General features: G+C 60.0%; 13 protein-coding genes, 1 tRNA gene and 3 pseudogenes. 13 read left to right on the forward strand and 4 right to left on the reverse strand.

What is annotated here, in order from left to right:
- The first annotated feature begins 2 nt into the window (after positions 1-2).
- The 4 genes and pseudogenes from JZY91_RS04740 (at position 3) to JZY91_RS04755 (ending at position 3,639) form a co-directional block, all read left to right on the forward strand.
- Complete coding sequence (locus tag JZY91_RS04740; protein WP_234948798.1) at positions 3-2,105, forward strand: ATP-dependent DNA helicase RecG; 2,103 nt, start codon at positions 3-5, stop codon at positions 2,103-2,105.
- 8 nt (positions 2,106-2,113) lie between these two features.
- Positions 2,114-2,405, forward strand: a pseudogene (locus JZY91_RS04745) (RsmD family RNA methyltransferase).
- A 1-nt stretch (position 2,406) separates the two neighbouring features.
- Positions 2,407-2,886 carry a pantetheine-phosphate adenylyltransferase gene (gene coaD / locus JZY91_RS04750; protein ID WP_234948799.1) on the forward strand — a complete coding sequence of 160 codons (480 nt, stop codon included), beginning with the start codon at positions 2,407-2,409 and terminating at the stop codon, positions 2,884-2,886.
- Between the two features lie 9 nt (positions 2,887-2,895).
- Positions 2,896-3,639: a sulfite exporter TauE/SafE family protein gene (locus JZY91_RS04755; protein WP_234948800.1), complete on the forward strand. Its 744-nt coding sequence runs from the start codon at positions 2,896-2,898 to the stop codon at positions 3,637-3,639.
- Here the strand turns inward: JZY91_RS04755 and JZY91_RS04760 are convergent.
- From JZY91_RS04760 to JZY91_RS04775, 4 genes are all read right to left on the reverse strand, one after another.
- Positions 3,636-4,409 (reverse strand): amino acid ABC transporter ATP-binding protein, encoded by a 774-nt coding sequence (locus JZY91_RS04760; RefSeq protein ID WP_304504135.1) that lies wholly within the window; start codon positions 4,407-4,409, stop codon positions 3,636-3,638. The genes JZY91_RS04755 and JZY91_RS04760 overlap by 4 nt on opposite strands.
- A 3-nt stretch (positions 4,410-4,412) precedes the next feature.
- Positions 4,413-5,378, reverse strand: a complete 966-nt coding sequence (locus tag JZY91_RS04765; protein WP_234948801.1) for an amino acid ABC transporter permease — start codon at positions 5,376-5,378, stop codon at positions 4,413-4,415.
- Positions 5,379-5,397: 19 nt separating this feature from the next.
- On the reverse strand, positions 5,398-6,315 hold the full coding sequence (locus JZY91_RS04770; protein ID WP_234948802.1) for an ABC transporter substrate-binding protein: 918 nt from the start codon (positions 6,313-6,315) through the stop codon (positions 5,398-5,400).
- 106 nt (positions 6,316-6,421) lie between these two features.
- Positions 6,422-7,039 carry a hypothetical protein gene (locus JZY91_RS04775; RefSeq protein ID WP_234948803.1) on the reverse strand — a complete coding sequence of 206 codons (618 nt, stop codon included), beginning with the start codon at positions 7,037-7,039 and terminating at the stop codon, positions 6,422-6,424.
- 67 nt (positions 7,040-7,106) lie between these two features.
- Between JZY91_RS04775 and JZY91_RS04780 the strand changes: the two genes are divergently transcribed.
- The 9 genes and pseudogenes from JZY91_RS04780 to istA all read left to right on the forward strand — a co-directional run bounded on the left by JZY91_RS04780 (position 7,107) and on the right by istA (position 17,864).
- Positions 7,107-7,180, forward strand: a tRNA-Leu gene (locus JZY91_RS04780).
- A 415-nt stretch (positions 7,181-7,595) separates the two neighbouring features.
- A pseudogene (locus JZY91_RS04785) lies at positions 7,596-8,066 on the forward strand (DNA methyltransferase); the annotation flags it as partial.
- Between the two features lie 8 nt (positions 8,067-8,074).
- Positions 8,075-9,736 (forward strand): annotated as a pseudogene (locus tag JZY91_RS04790) (site-specific DNA-methyltransferase); the annotation flags it as partial.
- A 2-nt stretch (positions 9,737-9,738) separates the two neighbouring features.
- Entirely contained in the window at positions 9,739-12,333 is a 2,595-nt protein-coding gene (locus JZY91_RS04795; RefSeq protein ID WP_234948806.1) for a DEAD/DEAH box helicase, read from the forward strand.
- A gap of 143 nt (positions 12,334-12,476) precedes the next feature.
- Positions 12,477-13,454 (forward strand): DUF3800 domain-containing protein, encoded by a 978-nt coding sequence (locus JZY91_RS04800; RefSeq protein ID WP_234948807.1) that lies wholly within the window; start codon positions 12,477-12,479, stop codon positions 13,452-13,454.
- 495 nt (positions 13,455-13,949) lie between these two features.
- The gene (locus JZY91_RS04805; RefSeq protein WP_234948808.1) at positions 13,950-14,522 is read left to right on the forward strand and encodes a hypothetical protein; all 573 of its coding nucleotides are present in this window, start codon (positions 13,950-13,952) and stop codon (positions 14,520-14,522) included.
- 169 nt (positions 14,523-14,691) lie between these two features.
- A complete protein-coding gene (locus tag JZY91_RS04810) occupies positions 14,692-15,459 on the forward strand; it encodes an RNA polymerase sigma factor (RefSeq protein WP_234948809.1) in 768 nt (255 codons plus the stop codon).
- Positions 15,456-15,635, forward strand: a complete 180-nt coding sequence (locus JZY91_RS04815) for a hypothetical protein (protein WP_234948810.1) — start codon at positions 15,456-15,458, stop codon at positions 15,633-15,635. The genes JZY91_RS04810 and JZY91_RS04815 overlap by 4 nt, the downstream gene beginning before the upstream one ends.
- A gap of 609 nt (positions 15,636-16,244) precedes the next feature.
- Positions 16,245-17,864 (forward strand): IS21 family transposase, encoded by a 1,620-nt coding sequence (gene istA, locus JZY91_RS04820; protein WP_234948811.1) that lies wholly within the window; start codon positions 16,245-16,247, stop codon positions 17,862-17,864.
- Positions 17,865-17,866: the final 2 nt, after the last annotated feature.

Here is a 17,866-nt window from a genome sequence, read left to right on the forward strand (position 1 = left end):
CCGTGCTGGGGTTTGATGACGCGCGGCCGCTGAACCTGCTCATCCCGCTCAAACAATCGCGGGCACTGGCCAAGCACCTAGACATCAATACCGTGGGCGACCTGCTCAAACACTACCCGCGCCGCTACCTGCACTACGGCACGGGCGCTGACCTGGAGGGTCTGGGCAAAGGCGACACCCTCAACATCATCGGCACCGTCACGTCCACGCAAACCATCCACAACCGCAAGCAGCCCAAGCGCCCAATCTTCAAGGTGCGGCTCACGGATGGCCACCGCGAGTTTGCCGCCACGTTCTTCGGCTCCCACTACGCCCAGCGCGTGCTCACCGAGGGGCGCCGCGCAATGTTCACCGGCAAGCTCGACTGGTTCAACGGCGAGCCCCAGCTGCAGCACCCGGACTTTGTGCTTCTCGACGGTCCCACGGAAGCAACCGGATCGCTTCGCCAGCTCTCGCACTTCGGCGACCTCGAAGAGATCCTCGCCGGCAAGGAATGGATGCCCATCTACCCGGCGACCAAGGTGGTGAGCACCTGGACCATCATGGGGGCAGTCCACACGGTCCTCAAAGACCTCGGGCCGATCGAGGAGCCGCTCGGTTTCACGCCAATCGGACTCCTACCGCTCAACTCCGCCATCCGGCAAATCCACTTCCCGGGGCCGAAGGGCCCACAGGGTGCCGTCGACAGGCTGAAGTACGACGAAGCGCTCTCCGTCGCACTCGCCATGGGCGTACGCCGCGCAGACCTCGCGCACCACACCGCCCCCGAACTGCCACGCAAGGAAGGACGCGACCAAGACACGCTGCTGCGCGCACTGCCGTTCCCGCTCACCAAAGGCCAGCAAGAAGTGCTCAGCGAGATCTCCCGCGACATGGAGGGCACACTGCCCATGAGCCGGCTGCTCCAGGGCGAGGTGGGCTCCGGCAAGACCATCGTCGCCCTGCTGGCCATGCTGCAGGCCGTGGACAACGGGGCGCAATGTGCCCTCCTCGCACCGACCGAGGTCTTGGTAATGCAGCACGCCCGCTCACTCACTGAGACGCTCTTGCGCGCCGGGGTGCCCGCCCGGGTGGTGGCGCTCACCGGGTCGCTCACCGCCGCGGCAAAGCAGGAAGCGCTGCTGAAGATCATGACGGGTGAGGCGGACATCGTCGTCGGCACGCATGCCCTCATCCAAGAGGGGGTGGAGTTCTTCCGCCTCGGTTTTGTGGTGGTGGATGAGCAGCACCGGTTCGGCGTAGAGCAGCGCGACCAGCTGCGCGCCAAGGCGGGGGAGACCACCCCGCACCTGTTGGTGATGACGGCGACGCCAATCCCGCGCACCATCGCCATCACCGTTTTCGGCGACTTGGCTGTTTCCACCCTCACCGAGCTGCCGGGTGGGCGCAAACCCATCCAATCCTTCGTGGTGCCGGAGTTCCGCGCCAAGTGGGTTGAGCGCGCGTGGGCGAAGATCCGGGAAGAGGTCGGCGCCGGGCACCAGGTCTACATCGTCTGCCCGCGTATCGACGGCGCCGGGGGAGTCACCGAAACCGCGGCTCTATTGCAGTCAACCGTGCTGGCCGGGTTGGAGATTGCGGTGCTCCACGGCCGCATGAAGGGCGAGGAGAAGGACGCGGTGATGACTGCGTTCGCTGCCGGCGCGATTGACGTGCTGGTTTCCACCACAGTGATCGAGGTCGGCGTGGACGTGCCTAACGCGACGGTGATGATGGTGCGCGAAGCGGAGCACTTCGGCGTGTCCCAGCTCCACCAGCTGCGCGGGCGAGTGGGCCGCGGCGGCAACCAGTCCATCTGTTTCTTCCACACCGCGGCCGAACCGGAAACGCCCTCCTTCCAGCGCGTGGAATCCGTCGCCAATACCTCGGACGGGTTTGCGCTGGCCGAGCTGGATCTGATGAATCGCCGAGAGGGCGACGTGTTAGGTACAGAGCAATCCGGCATCGCCCGCACGCTGCGGCTGGTGAACTTGGTGGATGATTATCCGACGGTGAAGCGCGCCTACGATGACGCGGCTGGCATTATTGCCAACAACCTCGCGTTTGCCCGCGCCGCAACCGCGAGCTTTAGGCCGGAAGATTTCGAGTACCTGGATAAGAGCTAGTTATGTCTATGAACCGCATCATCTCGGGCGAAGCCCGGGGCAGGAAGATCAAGGTCCCGCCGGAGGGCACCCGCCCCACCTCGGACCGCGCCCGCGAGGGGCTGTTCTCTTCGCTCCAGGTGCGCTTCGGCTTCGTAGGCCAGCGCGTGCTGGACCTGTTTCCGCGAAAGCCCAGAGACCGCGTGGCCTCCAGAGTTCACGCCGACCGGCCAGAAGTTGAAGAAGCGCCTCTACGGCATCGCCCGCATGGATATGGCTGTGTACTCGGACCCTGAGGCGGGTCCGACGGAAGGAGAATAGGTTGACCACTGCAGTGTGCCCCGGCTCGTTCGACCCGATCACGAACGGCCACCTGGACATTGTCACGCGCGCGTCGCGCCACTTCGACGAAGTCATCGTCCTAGTCACTGGCAACCCGGCCAAGCAGTCTGGGCTTTTTACTATCGACGAACGCGTTGACCTCATCCGCTCCGTCACCGCCAACAATCCCCGTGTGCGCGTGGACCACTGGGGTGGCCTCTTGGTGGATTACACCTCCGCCCACGGCGTAACTGCCCTGGTGAAGGGCCTGCGCACCGCGCTGGACTACGAGTACGAGCTGCCGATGGCGCAGATGAACCGCCGTCTGACTGGTGTGGACACCTACTTCTTGCTGACGGATGAGAAGTACGGCTACATCTCCTCCTCTCTGACTAAGGAGGTGGCCAAGTACGGCGGCGACGTGACCGGCCTGGTGCCGGACTTGGTGCGCGAGGCGATGCTTGCGAAGTACCGGGGTTAAACTGCCGCAGTGACCGCAGTTCTTATCGGCCTCTGGTTTGCCGTCACGCTCGGTGCCGGCCTACAGCGCATCTCCGGCATGGGGATGGGGCTCATCGCTGCACCGGTGCTGTCTATCCTGCTGGGCCCCGTTGACGGTGTCCTGCTGGTCAACATGCTGGCCGTCATTAACGCGACCGCGAACACCTGGGGAATGCGCGCCAACATCGATTGGTCCAAGTTCTGGCCTATCGCCGGCGCGCTGATCATTGGCGTGCTGCCGGGCGCCTGGATCATCCCGCGCGTATCCACAGCCGTGCTCCAAGTGATCATCGGCATCCTGCTCCTCTTAGCGCTCAGCGTGGTTACACTGGGCAAACGCTACGTGCCGCGCGTTGAGGGCGTGGTGCCGGCAGCGATTTCTGGTGCGATCGGCGGGTTCATGAACACGCTTTCCGGCGTTGCCGGCCCCGCCATCACCGTCTACGCCCATGCGGCGAGGTGGGACCAGCGCACTTACGCAGCCACCCTGCAGCCGATCTTCCTTGTGGGCGGGGCGCTGTCCTTTCTAGGCAAGGAGCTCTCCGGCGCTGCGGACGTCTCCGCCATCCATCCGGCGGTGTGGGCAGCCACGCTATTGGGCCTTCTCGCCGGCGTGATCGTGGGCAAGGCCCTTGCGCCGCGCGTGCCGGCAGACAAGGCGCGCAAGATCGCGCTGGGCCTCGCATTCTTCGGGGGCGCTACAGCGCTGGTGCGCGGATTGATTGCGCTTTAGAACAGCGTGCTCAGGAACGCCTGGGTGCGCTCTTCGCGCGGGTTGTCCAGCACCTCGGCTGGCGTGCCCTGCTCCACAATGCGGCCATCCGCCATGAACACCACGTGATCCGCCACCTCGCGGGCGAACGCCATCTCGTGGGTGACCACGATCATGGTCATGCCGTCGTCTGCAAGCGTGCGCATAACGCGGAGTACCTCGCCGACCAACTCCGGATCGAGGGCGGACGTGGGTTCGTCGAAAAGCATCAGCTTCGGGTCCATCGCAACGGCGCGCGCGATGGCCACGCGCTGCTGCTGGCCGCCGGAAAGCTGGATCGGGTACGCATCCGCCTTGTGCTCCAAGCCCACCATGGCGAGGAGCTCCATGGCGCGAGCTTTCGCTTCTGCCGCGGGCACTCCCTTGACGTGAATCGGGGCCTCGATGATGTTGTCCAGCACCGTGCGGTGGCCGAAAAGGTTGAAGTTCTGGAACACCATGCCGATGTTGCGGCGCTGGCGGGCGGCGTCGCGCTCGCTCATCTCGTAGAGCACCCCGTCGCGCTCGCGGTAGCCAATCAGCTCGCCGTCCACGTACAGGCGACCTGCCGTGACCTGCTCCAGGTGGTTCACGCAGCGCAGGAACGTGGACTTGCCGGAACCGGATGGGCCGATGATGCAGGTCACCGTGCCGGGCATGACCTCAAGATCGATGCCTTTGAGCACGTCCAGGTTGCCGAAAGACTTCCAGACATCCACGGCCTGGACCATGGGAGTGTGCTTGATGGTCATGGTTTAGCGGTGTCCCTTCTTCTCGGGCGCGTCGATGATCTGCACGTTGTGCGGGATGGTGCCTTCCGCATCCGCCAGGCTGGCCAGCTGGCGAGCGGTGAGCTGGCGGGAGGCGCCGCGGTCGAAGTACTGCTCCAGGTAGTGCTGGCCCACCATGAGGATGGAGGTGATGACCAGGTACCAGGTTGCAGCCACCAGGAGCAGGGGCACCGGCTGGAACAGCGCGGCAGCGATGTCCATGGAGCGGCCGTAGAGCTCCAGGGAGTACGGCACGGCGACAACGAGCGAAGAGGTCTTCAGCAAGGAAATGAACTCGTTGCCCGTGGGCGGGATGATGATGCGCATTGCCTGCGGTAGGACGGTGCGGCGCATCGTCTGTCCCCAGCCCATGCCCAGCGCCTTGGAGGCTTCAATCTGGCCCTCCGGGACGGAGGACACGCCGGAGCGGACGATTTCAGCCATGTAGGCGGCCTCGTTCAGGCCGAGGCCGACCACGGCCAGCATGAACGCGGACGAGGTGAACGGTTCCAGGGAGATTTGGGCGAAGCCGAGGTTGATGGAGTCGTAGATCGCGCCCAAGAGGCCCCAGAACATCAGCTGGACGTAGACCGGGGTGCCGCGGAAGATCCACAAGAAGACCCACGCGATGGATTTGAACACCGGGTTCGGGCTCATGCGCATCACCGCGAGGATCACGCCGCCCACCACGCCGATCAGCATCGCAAGGATGGTGATGGCCAGGGTGTGCAGCGCCGCAGTGGCAATGCGGGTGTCAAACAAGTACTGGAAGTAGGTCTCCCAGCCGTACGCCTCGTTGCGCGCGGCGCCGATGATGAACCAGATGACCAGGGCGATCAGGATCGCGGCCAGCACCCAGCGGCCCGGGTGGCGCAGCGGCTTGGCCTCGATGCGCTCGGGGCGCTCGCGGCGCTCTCCGCCGCGGTTCGCAATTGTGATTCTGTTGCTCATATGTCTTACTGCCTGTCCCTTATCCCTTGAAGTCCTGGTACGGCTGCTCATTGATCAGCGCCTCGGTGAGGTGGCCGGTCTCCACACCCCACTGGGCCAAAATGCGGTCATAATCCCCGGTATCAATCAGGTGCTGCATCGCAGCCGCCAGCGCCTGAGCCAACCCGGAATCCTTCGGCACCGCGAAACCGTACGGCGCGGCATCGAACATCTCGCCGATAAGCTCCAATTTGTCTTCCGAACGCGTCACGGCCCAGGCAGTGACGGGGGAGTCCGCGCTGAGCGCATCCGCACGCCCCACCAGGGCGGCCAGCGCCGCGTTGTCGGATGTGTCGAAGGACAGGATGGTGATCGGGTCCTTGCCGGCGGCAATGCAGGCATCGTTCTTCGGCCGCACATCGTCCGTCTCGGAGACAGTAGTGCGCTGCACGGCAACGATCAGCCCGCACGGGTCCTTAGGATCCACGCCGCTGCCGGGCTGGGACGCCCACTGGATGCCCGCGTACAGGAAGTTGACAAAGTCGAAGGACTTCCGGCGTTCCTCGTTATCCGTGAAGCCGGACATGCCAGCGTCGATGCTGCCCGCCTGTACCGCGGGCAGGATCATCGCGAAATCCATCTCGTTCGGTCGGTACTCCAAGCCCAGTACGCCAGCAAGGGCGTGGCCCAGGTCCATCTCGAGGCCGATGATGTGTCCCTGCGAGTCTTTGAACTCGAACGGCGCGAACGGGGGATTGGTGCCAATGGTCAGCGCGCCGTCCGCGGCAACCTCGGGCGGCACGAGCGCGGCGAGTTCCGGCACTGCGCCAGGCACGATTGGCTGCCAGCCCTCCGGGTTGCCGCCTTCCTCATTGGTCACGCAGCCTGCCAGAAGCGTTGCCGCAAGCAGGCTCGCGCACACGCCCGCACGGCGGGTGAAGGTGGTTCGTCTATGCATAATTCTCTCAGTATGGGTAAAAATACGCTGCACTGCATATTAAACCCACTAGGGCATAGACGAAAGTAGGCACGCTTGCCGACGCTCGTCGGCAAGCAACAAGCCCCTAGCCTCGCGCGAAACGCAGGCCGCGCATCAGCAGTTCGACGAGCTGACCGATCACCATCACGCCGAGAAAAACCGGCAGGATCACCGAAGTTGCCTGGCTGGAACCGCGGGAGCTCTGCGCAAAATCGCCGGTGAACAGGCCGGAGGACATCATCGTGGAGCCCTGGACTTCCTGCTTCAGCAGCTCGACCGGGTTCGCCGTGTCCGGAACCGCCGAACCGGTCGCCCAACCCTGCACGAACTCCTTGCCGCCGCCCGGCTCCATGTCCTCCGTCCAGCCCAGGAAGAGCTCCGAGCTGCTGACCGCCTTGAGCGGGTTCTTCTCCGGATCGATGTACAGCGGGTCCGCGGACGGGTTCGGGCTCAGCGGCTGCAGCGCCTCCGCCGGCGCGCCAGGCCCGGTGCGCTTCACCACAGTGGAGGAATCGGTGGAGCCCAAGGCCTTCGCCGACGCCTCCTGCAGCTTGGGGTCCGTCACGGAGCCCGTGCTTTCCGACGTTTGGTTCCCCGACCCAGCCGGAGTCTGCGCAGACGCGATCGGAGCGGCGGCGATCAGGCCAGCGGCAAGCGCTGCTGCGGTAGCGGCGGAAATGGCTGCACGGGAAGAGATACGCATGGGCGTAAGTGTAATGTGCCGGGCGGATTTATCTATATGTCTCAGCGTGCGATAGGATTCTCCCGTCGCCCCAGTAGCCCAATTGGCAGAGGCAACGGATTCAAAACCCGTCCAGTGTGAGTTCGAGTCTCACCTGGGGCACAACTCTTGCGCCTCTACCGTTTCTGACATCCTTAACGGCAATTCGTGGCCGACGTTGCAGACCGTGGCCAGACTCGAAGTGGGTCTCGGGGTGCGCCTGTGGCCGGGGTCGGACCCCGCCCCGTCGGATACCTAATTCAACTTGCATACGCCTGCGGTGTCGTGGGGAGAACCAAACACCAGCAGACAATAGAGGGGGTGATTCACTGCACCGTAGTGAGACGACACGTCGTTTTTGACCGCTTAGGAGGAATAATCCGGTACACCGTTACGAGCGCCGACGCGCCCGCCTAATTCGCGATCCAAAAACATGTTCGCCTCGGACCGCATTTTCTTCGGTGCCTGTCGCTGCCCCGGCTACCATAAAGTGCGAATAATCCTATAGCCCCGACAGACGAAATGAGGCAGCGAAACGGTGGCCGGCGCGAAGCAACTGCTTGAATTGACCTGGTTCAACAAGGACAAGGCGCTCATTCCCAGTGAAGAGGGGCGTTACGCATACGAGTGGGTTGACCCGAACGACCCGCGGTACTGCGAGACGCGCACGCTCGTGGTTGATGACGCGGTTACCGGTGTGCAGTCGCCGAAAGAGGAAGGAACGCAGTACTCAGAGCGGGCTGACATCGAGCCCACTGAGGAGAACTTGCTCATCCTAGGCGAATCTGGCGACGTACTTGAGGCACTTTGCCGCGTTCCCGAACTGCGGGAGAAATACCTGGGCAAGGTTAAGTGCATTTATATTGACCCACCATTCAACACGGCGCAAACCTTCGCCAACTACGAGGACAACCTCGAACACTCCGTCTGGTTGACCATGATGCGTGACCGTCTCGTTCACCTGCGCAAGCTTCTTAGTGATGACGGCTCAATTTGGGTCCACCTCGATGACGTGGAGAAACGCAGTACTCAGAGCGGGCTGACATCGAGCCCACTGAGGAGAACTTGCTCATCCTAGGCGAATCTGGCGACGTACTTGAGGCACTTTGCCGCGTTCCCGAACTGCGGGAGAAATACCTGGGCAAGGTTAAGTGCATTTATATTGACCCACCATTCAACACGGCGCAAACCTTCGCCAACTACGAGGACAACCTCGAACACTCCGTCTGGTTGACCATGATGCGTGACCGTCTCGTTCACCTGCGCAAGCTTCTTAGTGATGACGGCTCAATTTGGGTCCACCTCGATGACGTGGAGAACCACCGAATGAGGGTACTAATGGACGAGGTATTCGGTAGTGGGAACTTCGTCGCGGAGGTTATTTGGCAAAAAGTATATTCGCCCAAGAACTCAGCAAAATACTTGTCTATCGAACACGATGTGATCATTGTGTTCGCGAAGAACAAGCAAGTGTGGCGCCCCAACGATCTACAACATAGGTCGGCCGGAAGTGATGCGAAATATACCAATCCCGACAATGATCCAAGGGGACCGTGGAAGCCGGGAGATTTTTCCGCAAATAAGCCCTACTCAAAAGGAATTTACCCAATTACAACTCCGTCGGGCAGGGTGATCCCGGGCCCTCCTCAAGGACTCTACTGGAGGAGTTCTTTAGAGACTCTAAGGAAGCTCGATGCTGACAACAGAATCTGGTGGGGAAAAGAAGGCAATAACTCGCCAGCCCCGAAACGTTTTCTCTCCGAAGTTCGAGGGGCTGTCCCCCAGACCATTTGGGCTTATGAGGCCGTTGGCCACAATCAAACAGCGAAAAACGAAATACAGGCTCTATTTCCCGGACAGAACCCATTTACTACCCCCAAACCAGAACGCCTGCTCGAACGAGTCATTCACATCGCCACAAATCCCGGCGACATCGTCCTCGATGTGTTCGCCGGTTCGGGAACTACCGCCGCGGTAGCCAAGAAAATGGGACGACACTGGGTCACTTGTGAACTCGTGGAGGACACATTCAACCGTTTTACGCGCCCGCGTCTGGAGAAAGTCATCAACGGTGAAGATCAGGGCGGAATCAGCATTCAGAAGCCAGAGCGCGTCGACGCGACCGAGGAAGGTCTGCCCGAGGGGCTCTCGCCGGAAGACGCCCAGAAGTTCAACAGTGCTCTCAACAAGGTGCTCGCAGCGAACCCCGAATTGAAAACCGAAGCGGTAGTTAAGGCGCTCAAAACTGCGACGAAGACCAAGAACCTAAAAGGCGTGGTCAACTGGCATGGCGGTGGCGGCTTCGCGGTCGCACACTTAGCTCCGCAGTGCTTCGACTACGTCCCCGAATTGGGCCTCGTCACGCTTACCGAAGCGGCAACCGGTGCGACGCTCGTGAACTCTATCGCCGCAAACCTCAACTTCTCGCTCACCCCGAACAACCGCCATTTCGACGGCAAACGAGGCTCTATGTTCCTCAAAGTGGTCGAAGGCCGACTTGATAGGGACAAAGCCGAAGAGCTTCTCGCCCCCCTCAATGTAGGCGAAGGCGTCACGATCGCCGCAACGGAGCTCGAACCGGGAATCAAGCAGTTCGCGAGGGCAACGGACAAGCCGTGTCAGATTGTCCATATCCCGAACGACATCTTCACCTACTCGGGCACGCAGGAGGGAAAGTAGACATGGCACTTCCAATCGCACTTGACCAGGGTCTTATCGACACTATTGCGGCCGAGTTCGACCTGCGTGACCCGAACAAGCGAGCGCTGCGTCAGCTCATTTTTAACCTCACCGGCGACTTCGATCCACAAGAGCCGATGGTCATGCACATGGCCACCGGAGCGGGCAAGACGTACCTGATGGCCGCGCTCATCGAGTACTTGGCACGGTTCGGCCTCACGAATGTGATGGTGGTCGTCCCGCCTTCGACGGTCCTGGAGAACAAGACTGTGCAAAATTTCACCCAAGGCTCGCGACGCTACGTGGGCGGGTTCTCGGCCGCCCCTCAAGTCGTCTCCCCAGGTAACTATGGTGCTTGGCGGGCGGGTCAGTCGGAACTGTTCCGCGACACGGCCGACGGACCTATGGTTTTTGTGTTCAACGTCTCGCAGTTGATTGAGCCAAAGAAGGCCGATGCGGCAGCTGGCACTGACGAGGGCATGCGCCGAAAAATTCGTGACCACCAGGAAGAAACCGGATCACTTTACGATCACCTAGTCGGCCTAGATGACCTTGTTGTGATCGCGGACGAGTCCCACTTGTTTGGCACCTCGGCTAAAGCGTTTAACAAAGCGCTGAAAGACTTACGCCCCGCTGCCACGATTGGTCTGACCGCTTCGGCATCCGATACGGACCATGTCATCTTCCACTACCCGCTCTACCAGGCTATTGAAGACGGCTACGTGAAATCTCCGATGCTGGTCTACCGCGAGAACGGTTACCCGAAGGACTCCGCAGAAGAGCGCCAGCTTCTCGACGCGGTGTCTCTGCTGCGCAACAAGGAAGCGGCGTACGAGGCCTACGGAGCGGCCAACTTCCCAGGTGAAGCACGCGAAGCGAAACGCACAAGACCACTGCTTTTCGTGATCTGCGAAAACGTGGCCCACGCGGGCGAGGTGACAAAACTGCTTCAAGGCCCGGGGTATTTCGATGACCCAGAGGCAGTACTCCAGTTCGACAACAAGCACAACGACGCTGTCACTCTCAGGCGCCTAGACGAACTCGACAGCCCTGCCTCGACGGTGCGGGCTATCGTCTCCGTCGACCGTCTCAAAGAGGGTTGGGACACCAAGCGAGTTGCGGTCATGTGCGCCCTTCGCGCTATGTCTTCGGACATTCTCACCCAGCAGACAATGGGTTGCGGCCTCCGGTTGCCGTACGGGGTGAGGACTGGCATTGCTGAGCTTGACCAGTTGGACATCTTGAGCCACAAGTCGTTCAAGTCCCTGCTCAAAGACGAGGACGTGCTGCGGTCATTCGGTCTTGGAGACGCCGCTCAAGGCGCAATCTCGGGAATGGACGTGAAGGAGAGTTTTCTTCAAGGAGAGCGGCAGGTCCAACCTCAACCCGGAGTGCCCGGCCACGGAGAGAACCAAACCACCCCGGGTACCGGTTCGACGGCGGGGCCGGGTGTCCAGGCCGGCGGTTACGAAGCTAATGCTGGGCGAGCGGGCGCTTCTATCGCTGGGGAGACGACACAGGTCACCGGAGGCGAAAACGGTGGAGTGAAGTTCCGCAGGGTCGGCGACGACGAAACCATCCAGAACCAGAATCCCATTCCTGCGACGGTAATCACGGTTAACCACAAGTTCGCGGGAAAAACGTTCCTGTTTCCGTCCACGGTCATGGCGAAAGCGACGTCGCCGTTCCTCCTGAGCCACATTGACGACGAGGACATCATCCGGGCTGCGAAGCGTGTCTCGGACTCCAAAGAGGCGCTCATCCGTGAAGAAATCGTGGTCCGCAAAGACAAGCTCGACACGAGACGAAGCACTGACGCGGAGGTCGAGTCGGCTCCCGTGGTGGAAGACGTTGTCATCAAAGAATTGACCCGCCGTGTGTTTGGTCTCGGAGTTGTCACCCAGGACAAGAAGAACGCGATCACACTTGCCCGGTACGTCCTTCCGACGTTTATGGCGAACGCCGGTATCGACCGCTGGACGGAGAAGGCGAAGCAGTCCGCTGTTGACGAACTCGTTGCACTTGTAAATGAGAAGGCGCGCCAGCACGCCAGTAGTCTGCAAACTGAAACGTCTATCGTTCCGGTGGAACTACCGATTGACGAGGTCGTGACCCTGCCGTTTGGCAAAGAGGTGCTCCAGCAACTCTCCAAAGATCAGCAGGCGAAGTTCAAGCCACGCGAGTTCTACGACGGTTGGAATCGCGGACTGTTCCCCGCAGCGAGTTTCGACTCATGGGGCGGTGAGTACCTGCTCGCGCTGCTACTGAACTACACCTCGGACATCGTGTGGTGGAAGCGGCTGTACGTCTCTGACCACGCGTCGATCATGTACACCACTCGTGACACCTACCACCCTGACTTCGTCGCCCAAGATGTTGCCGGAACCATGTGGATCATCGAGGGCAAGTCCGACAAGGGACGGGACGACGAAACGGTTCAAGCGAAACGAGCCGCGGCCCGGGTGCTCGTCCGGGAACTGCTCGGCGAAGAGGACTTCGTCGGCCAGAACTGGGGCTACGTCATTGCCTACGAATCAGACATTCGCTCCTCCGAGTCGTGGGAAGACTTGAAGCGGAAGTCGAATCCCGGGACGTGAGCCGCTTTAACTTTCCTGGTGGATCGCGAAAGACTTGGGATTGCCAATGCCGAATGGCTTGTTATTGGGAGTTAATCCAGTACACTAAATATCAGTGGCGGCGTTGAGACACACGTACCGCGCTAATTCCGGCGGCAACCTCCATGGTTGCCGCCGCGCCCATTAAAACGAACATGTTAATTGCCTATCTTGACGAGTTTGGTCACCAAGGTCCCTACGTGGACAAAGACCACGAGAAGTACAACACGCACCCCCTTTTTGGCTATGGCGGCTACGTTATCGAATCTGACAAGGTTCGTGAGTTAGGAGGCTACTTCGAGCACATCAAGGAAAAATTGCTTGCTTGGGAGATTGAGCAATCTGGGTGCCATCCCCGTAGGTGGGAAAAGAAGGGTTCCGCACTCCTCACAACCAGGAATATGGACAAGTTTGGGTCTGAGATAACCCCTGCGCTTGGAAGGATTTATCGACGGCTTTTTCAGCTGAACGGTAAAGTGTTCTTCTTTGGGCAAGAAAAGCCAATCGGTCCTGTCAGTGTCACCAGGGAAAAGTCACAGGAGCGTGAGGAACATTGTTTGATCCAATCGCTTAAGAGGCTTGGAGCATTCGCCAACGACCAGCAAGAACAAATGCTCGTCATTATGGACGCCACTGAGACGGATAACCGAGAGCGTGCAGTGTCAACCGCTGGCCGTACAATCTATTCTGGCCACCCCGAAACGCAGCAGATCATTGAAGTCCCTATCCAGGCAGATAGCTACCTCTACGGGACAATCCAACTTGCGGATTGGACCTGTGCGTTACTGTCGCGGCTCGGAAAGTACCATTTTGCAAATGAGGTGCAGTTCGAGTGGTCCGTTGACCTAGCCAACACGCTTTTCACCGGCCAGCAAAACATCGTGTCGAACAGCGTGATTTGGACGAATGACCTTGACCGCAATACAAAGTGTTACCCGAGCTCACTCCTACATCATGGTTCTTTCTCTGATTACAGGGAGGAAAAACGACGCCGGATAGCCCTCCAAAACGACCGTAACAAGCAGATGCAGCATCGTTTGATTGATGCTGGGTCGCCTGAGTTTAAGTCGAAACTAGCGTCGATAAGGCGAGGGCTTGACTGATATCCAAGTGAGAGAAATTTTCAGCGACTCTCGCAATAAGGGTGACGATTTAGACTTCCGTGTCTTTGAAAACCAATTACCCCCGACCTGGCGACAACGTGGCTACGACGACATGCTCAAAGCATGACCTCACACCACGACAACTCTTGGGCCACCGAAGCAGCACCCGACAGTTTTTGCACATTGACACCAGGTGGAACCGCCCCGTACCCCGCAACGGGGTTTCGGATCGAAGTCCGAGACGAGAACTTCAACCTCCTGTCCGTCCACTGGTCGGCGGCCGCAGCGCTCGGCGAGACAGCCGAACTGGACCACCTACATCAGATCAGACACAGAACGGTTAGCCCGCGGTGAGAAGGCTGCGGTGTACCTCGCGCGGTGGGACAGGATCGAAACCGACAACGACCCGCTTCTCAAAGAGACATCCTAGCATCTACCGAACCTCGTACCCCTGTGGTTGTTTGCCACCCAGGGCCCTAGGCAGGCTCCTGGGGTATGAGACACCACCACTTTGACGAATCAGACATAGAGTTCCTTTCCGCACCGGTTCCGAAACGGCGGCGTCCCGAGTCGGTCCTTCTCCACCTCGACTTCCTCGACCGCGACGAACTGTCCCACATGAACGTGTTCCTCGGCCGCAACGCCGAGACCGTGCGCCTGCTCGGTTCCGACGGCGAGCACGTCGAGTTCGACGTGGCCGAAGCGAAGAACTTCTTGACCGCGTTGGTGAAGAACTGCGACCGCGCCACCGGTCTTGTAACCCTGGAAGCCGACGCTGACCCGCGGGACTTGTCGCAGTGGGAACGCTCGCGGCTTGTCGCAGAAACGCATATGGAGAACGACACGCTCGTAGCCGACACCGGTGTGTACGAGGACGAACCGCGCGAACTCATTGACCCTCGTTTCGGGAAGCAGACCTACGAGGTGTGGGCAGAGTGTGGGACCGAGTTTCTCGGCCGCACAAACAAGCTCCCGCTCGCCCGGAAGATTGCGGAGAACTGCCGGAAGGAGGGACTGCCGGCAGTGGTGTGTCAGACGCGACGGTGGTTTGTGCCGGCTGGCGAGTAGACAGCGGCACGGTGATCCTGTCCCGTCCAAGGACGAGCGCTTTACCCAAGAAATGATGCCCCGCACGCGATTAGGTTGACTGGCGACGTGCTCAGACGAGTCACGAAACTACCTAGCCAGAGGGGGTACCCAGAAGCTAAACTCTCCTCCTAGAACATGAGGGAGGCTCGTGAGCGACTTAGGCAGGTTTCGCAACGAAGGGCGGCGTAAGCGTAAGACCACCGTCGCGTGGACGGAGTCCACAAAGCCGAGCGGGGAATCAGATCGCCTTGCGGGTGACCGCGAGCTCTATGAAGTTCTGCGGGAACAAGGCTTTCAAGGCAGGGACTACGACGATTTTGAAATCGAGCTCATGGGGTACGGGTTCGCATGTATCAAGAAGTGGATTCTGACGAAAGAACTGCTTTCCAAATGCCGTGAGAAGTTGAAATTCGTCCCCAAGGACGAGGACGTCCGTTTAGACCTCCTCACCCCAGAAGAGGCAGAAGAAATTGCCCAAGACATCGTAGTGGAATCCGTCCTCGGGTTTCGGGAAGACGCGCTTGTTGGAGGAAAGTGGTCACCGACTGGCGGAGCGAGTTTGAAGACCTTCTTCGTCGGCAGGTGCTTGATGGAGGCGTGCCGGGTGCTGAAACAACGTGCCAAAGAGCTCAAGAGGACTGCACGCTACATACAAGAGGTTGAAGAAGATGAATTGCACAACCTGCCTTCACGCGAAATGCCGTTGGAGACGCAATTTGAACGCGACGACGAACTGCGCCTCGTGACCGGGTTGCTTTCGGAGAGAGAGTTGGAAGTCGTGCGTTTGCATGCCGAAGGGCTTTCTGCGAAGGACATTGCGGGCAGACTCGGAATGCTTCCTCGCAATGTGAACAAAACGTTGGAAAGGGCGCGAGGGAAAGCCAGAAAGCATAGGAACGAAGGAGGCGTGGCATGACTAGCCGTTACAAAGAGGCGTTGGGGCGCTCGTCATTTGGCACCCAAGAGGTACGCCAAATGCGGTCGAGGGTGTCGAATGAGCAGACCGCAGAAATGGCAAAGAAACTCGCTCAAAAACGCGCTACTACCAGCAAAAAGGGGAAATTCGTACGCTTGCCGCCTAAGACTGATTAACGGGGCCGAGTTGGCGCTCGACCCCGTTCCGACGAGAGGTTAGTCTCGGTCACCACTTGGACGTGATACACCGAGTCTAACTGAGTCAACAGCGTTTCAAGCACGAAACGCGCTCACTCTCGTCAGACTCCATAGGAGGTTGTCGAGAATGGCTCGACGCAGTGTTAATCGGTCTGCAAAGACCGGCAAGTTCGTTTCCAACGCGGCTAGGGGCCGGTGGCCTAACAAGACCACTACCGAACGAGTCGGGAAGGGAACCAGCAACGCCCGCACCGTAACCCGCTCTGCAACGACGGGTCGCTTCGTAACGAAGCGTTGGGGCGACGAGAACCCCGGCGGAACCATCCGCCAGCGGGTTTAGCCGAAGAAGTCGGCTCCTGACGGAGTCGGCTGACTAGAAGACCCCATTCATGCTGACTGAGTTCGGCGTGAATGGGGTCTTCCATTCTCGCCCCTTCGTATACCCGTGAGAAGGCTATATGTTGCGCGGGCGGATTTGGTAGCAGCATGGTGATTTTCCGGTAGCGCGGTGGTGGGGATCCGGTAGCGGGGGTTTGCTTTCTGGTAGCGCACTAATCGTGGTGCGCAGAATCCAGAAAGGAGTCCGTTGTGACGGATTACCGTGCGGTGATGACGCTGCTTGTGCAGCAGCGGTCGTACCGCCAGATTGAAAGCGCGCTCGGATGCTCCCACCGGGCTATTGCACGGGCGAACACGGTGGTCAAAGACCTCAATCTCACTACGGTTGAGCAAGTAAATGCCCTAGCTGATAGCGAGTTAGAGCTGTTGTTCGTTGACGGGCGCAGCACTGGTCAGGGCGATTTCGTCCCGATCGACTTCGATGCTGTTGTCTCTGCACGCACTGGCCGCGGCAAGGCGACGTTGCAGGTGCTGTGGGCACGCTATACCGATACTCCTGCCGAGGTTGGTCAGCGGCATTACAGCTACGAGCGTTTTCGTCAGCTTGTCGCACAACACGTCAACGAAGCTGGGCTAAGCGCTCGGATTACCCACGCCCCGGCGCATACGATGCAGGTGGACTGGGCGGGCTCGAAAATGCGCTTGTTCGACCCAGTCCTCGGACATGGTCCAAAAGTCAGCGTGTTTGTGGCTTCATTGCCGTATTCGGGGATGATTTTCGCGTATGCCTGCCGCAATGAGCGCCAAGAATGCTGGTTGATGGCCCATCAGATGGCGTTTGAGTACTTCGGCGGTGTTGCTGAGGTCATCGTGCCCGATAACGCGTCGACGGCTTCGAACGCGATCAGCGCCGCGGATAGAAACAGGCAGGTCAATTCGACATACGCCCAGTTTCTTGAGCACTACAACACCGCAGCTTTGCCCGCGCGGGTCAAACGGCCCAAGGATAAGGCGAATGTAGAAGCCGCGGTGAAGATCGTGACCCAAAAGGTCATTCACTTCCTTGACGGCCACCAATGCGTGGATATCGACGAGCTCAACAAGGTGATCTTGGCCAGGGTTGACGCGATTAACGCAGCGACCCCGTTTCGCCGGCAAGCGCCCAGCCGCCGGGAGCTGTTCGACACCTATGAGCGCGACCTGCTCGGTGCGCTGCCAGACACAGCGTGGGAGGCAACCGAATGGAAGAGCGCGAAGGTTGCCCCAGATAGCCATATCACCATCAACACGGTGCGATATTCGGTACCGCATCAGTACGTGGGCCGTCGGGTTGATGCCCGTATCACTGGCCAGACGCTGACCGTTTTCGTCGACGGTGAGCGCATTGCCGCCCACCGCATCGATTCCCGCCGAGGGGTCTACGTCACTGACCCAGATCATCTACCCGCACACCTAGACACCGCAGTCGGGCTGTGGTCAACTCCATACTTCGTGCGCGAAGCCGCCAAAGTGGGGCCTGCAACCCAAGCTGTAATTGAAGAGATGATTGCAGCTAAGCCCATTGCGGCCCAGGCGTACCAATCGTGCCGGAACGTGCTCAACCTGGGAAAACACAATAAACCCGTCCTCGAAGCCGCATGCCAGCGTCTCGTCGACACCAGCGCAAACCGCCGGGCAGCGACCTACACCGCGGTCAAAAACATGATGGCGGCCGTACGCAAAGACACCGAGTCTCGGCCGAGCAGTTACACCCCAGATACCTCGGCCCCGATACCAGCTGCCCCACTTGCGCGCGATACACGCGGCGCCTATCTCGCTGGTGCAGACCAATTCACCCTCTCCGCCCTGACAAGCAAGGAGCACAACTAACC

The sequence above is a fragment of the Corynebacterium sp. CNCTC7651 genome (assembly GCF_021496665.1).
Lineage (GTDB): Bacteria > Actinomycetota > Actinomycetes > Mycobacteriales > Mycobacteriaceae > Corynebacterium.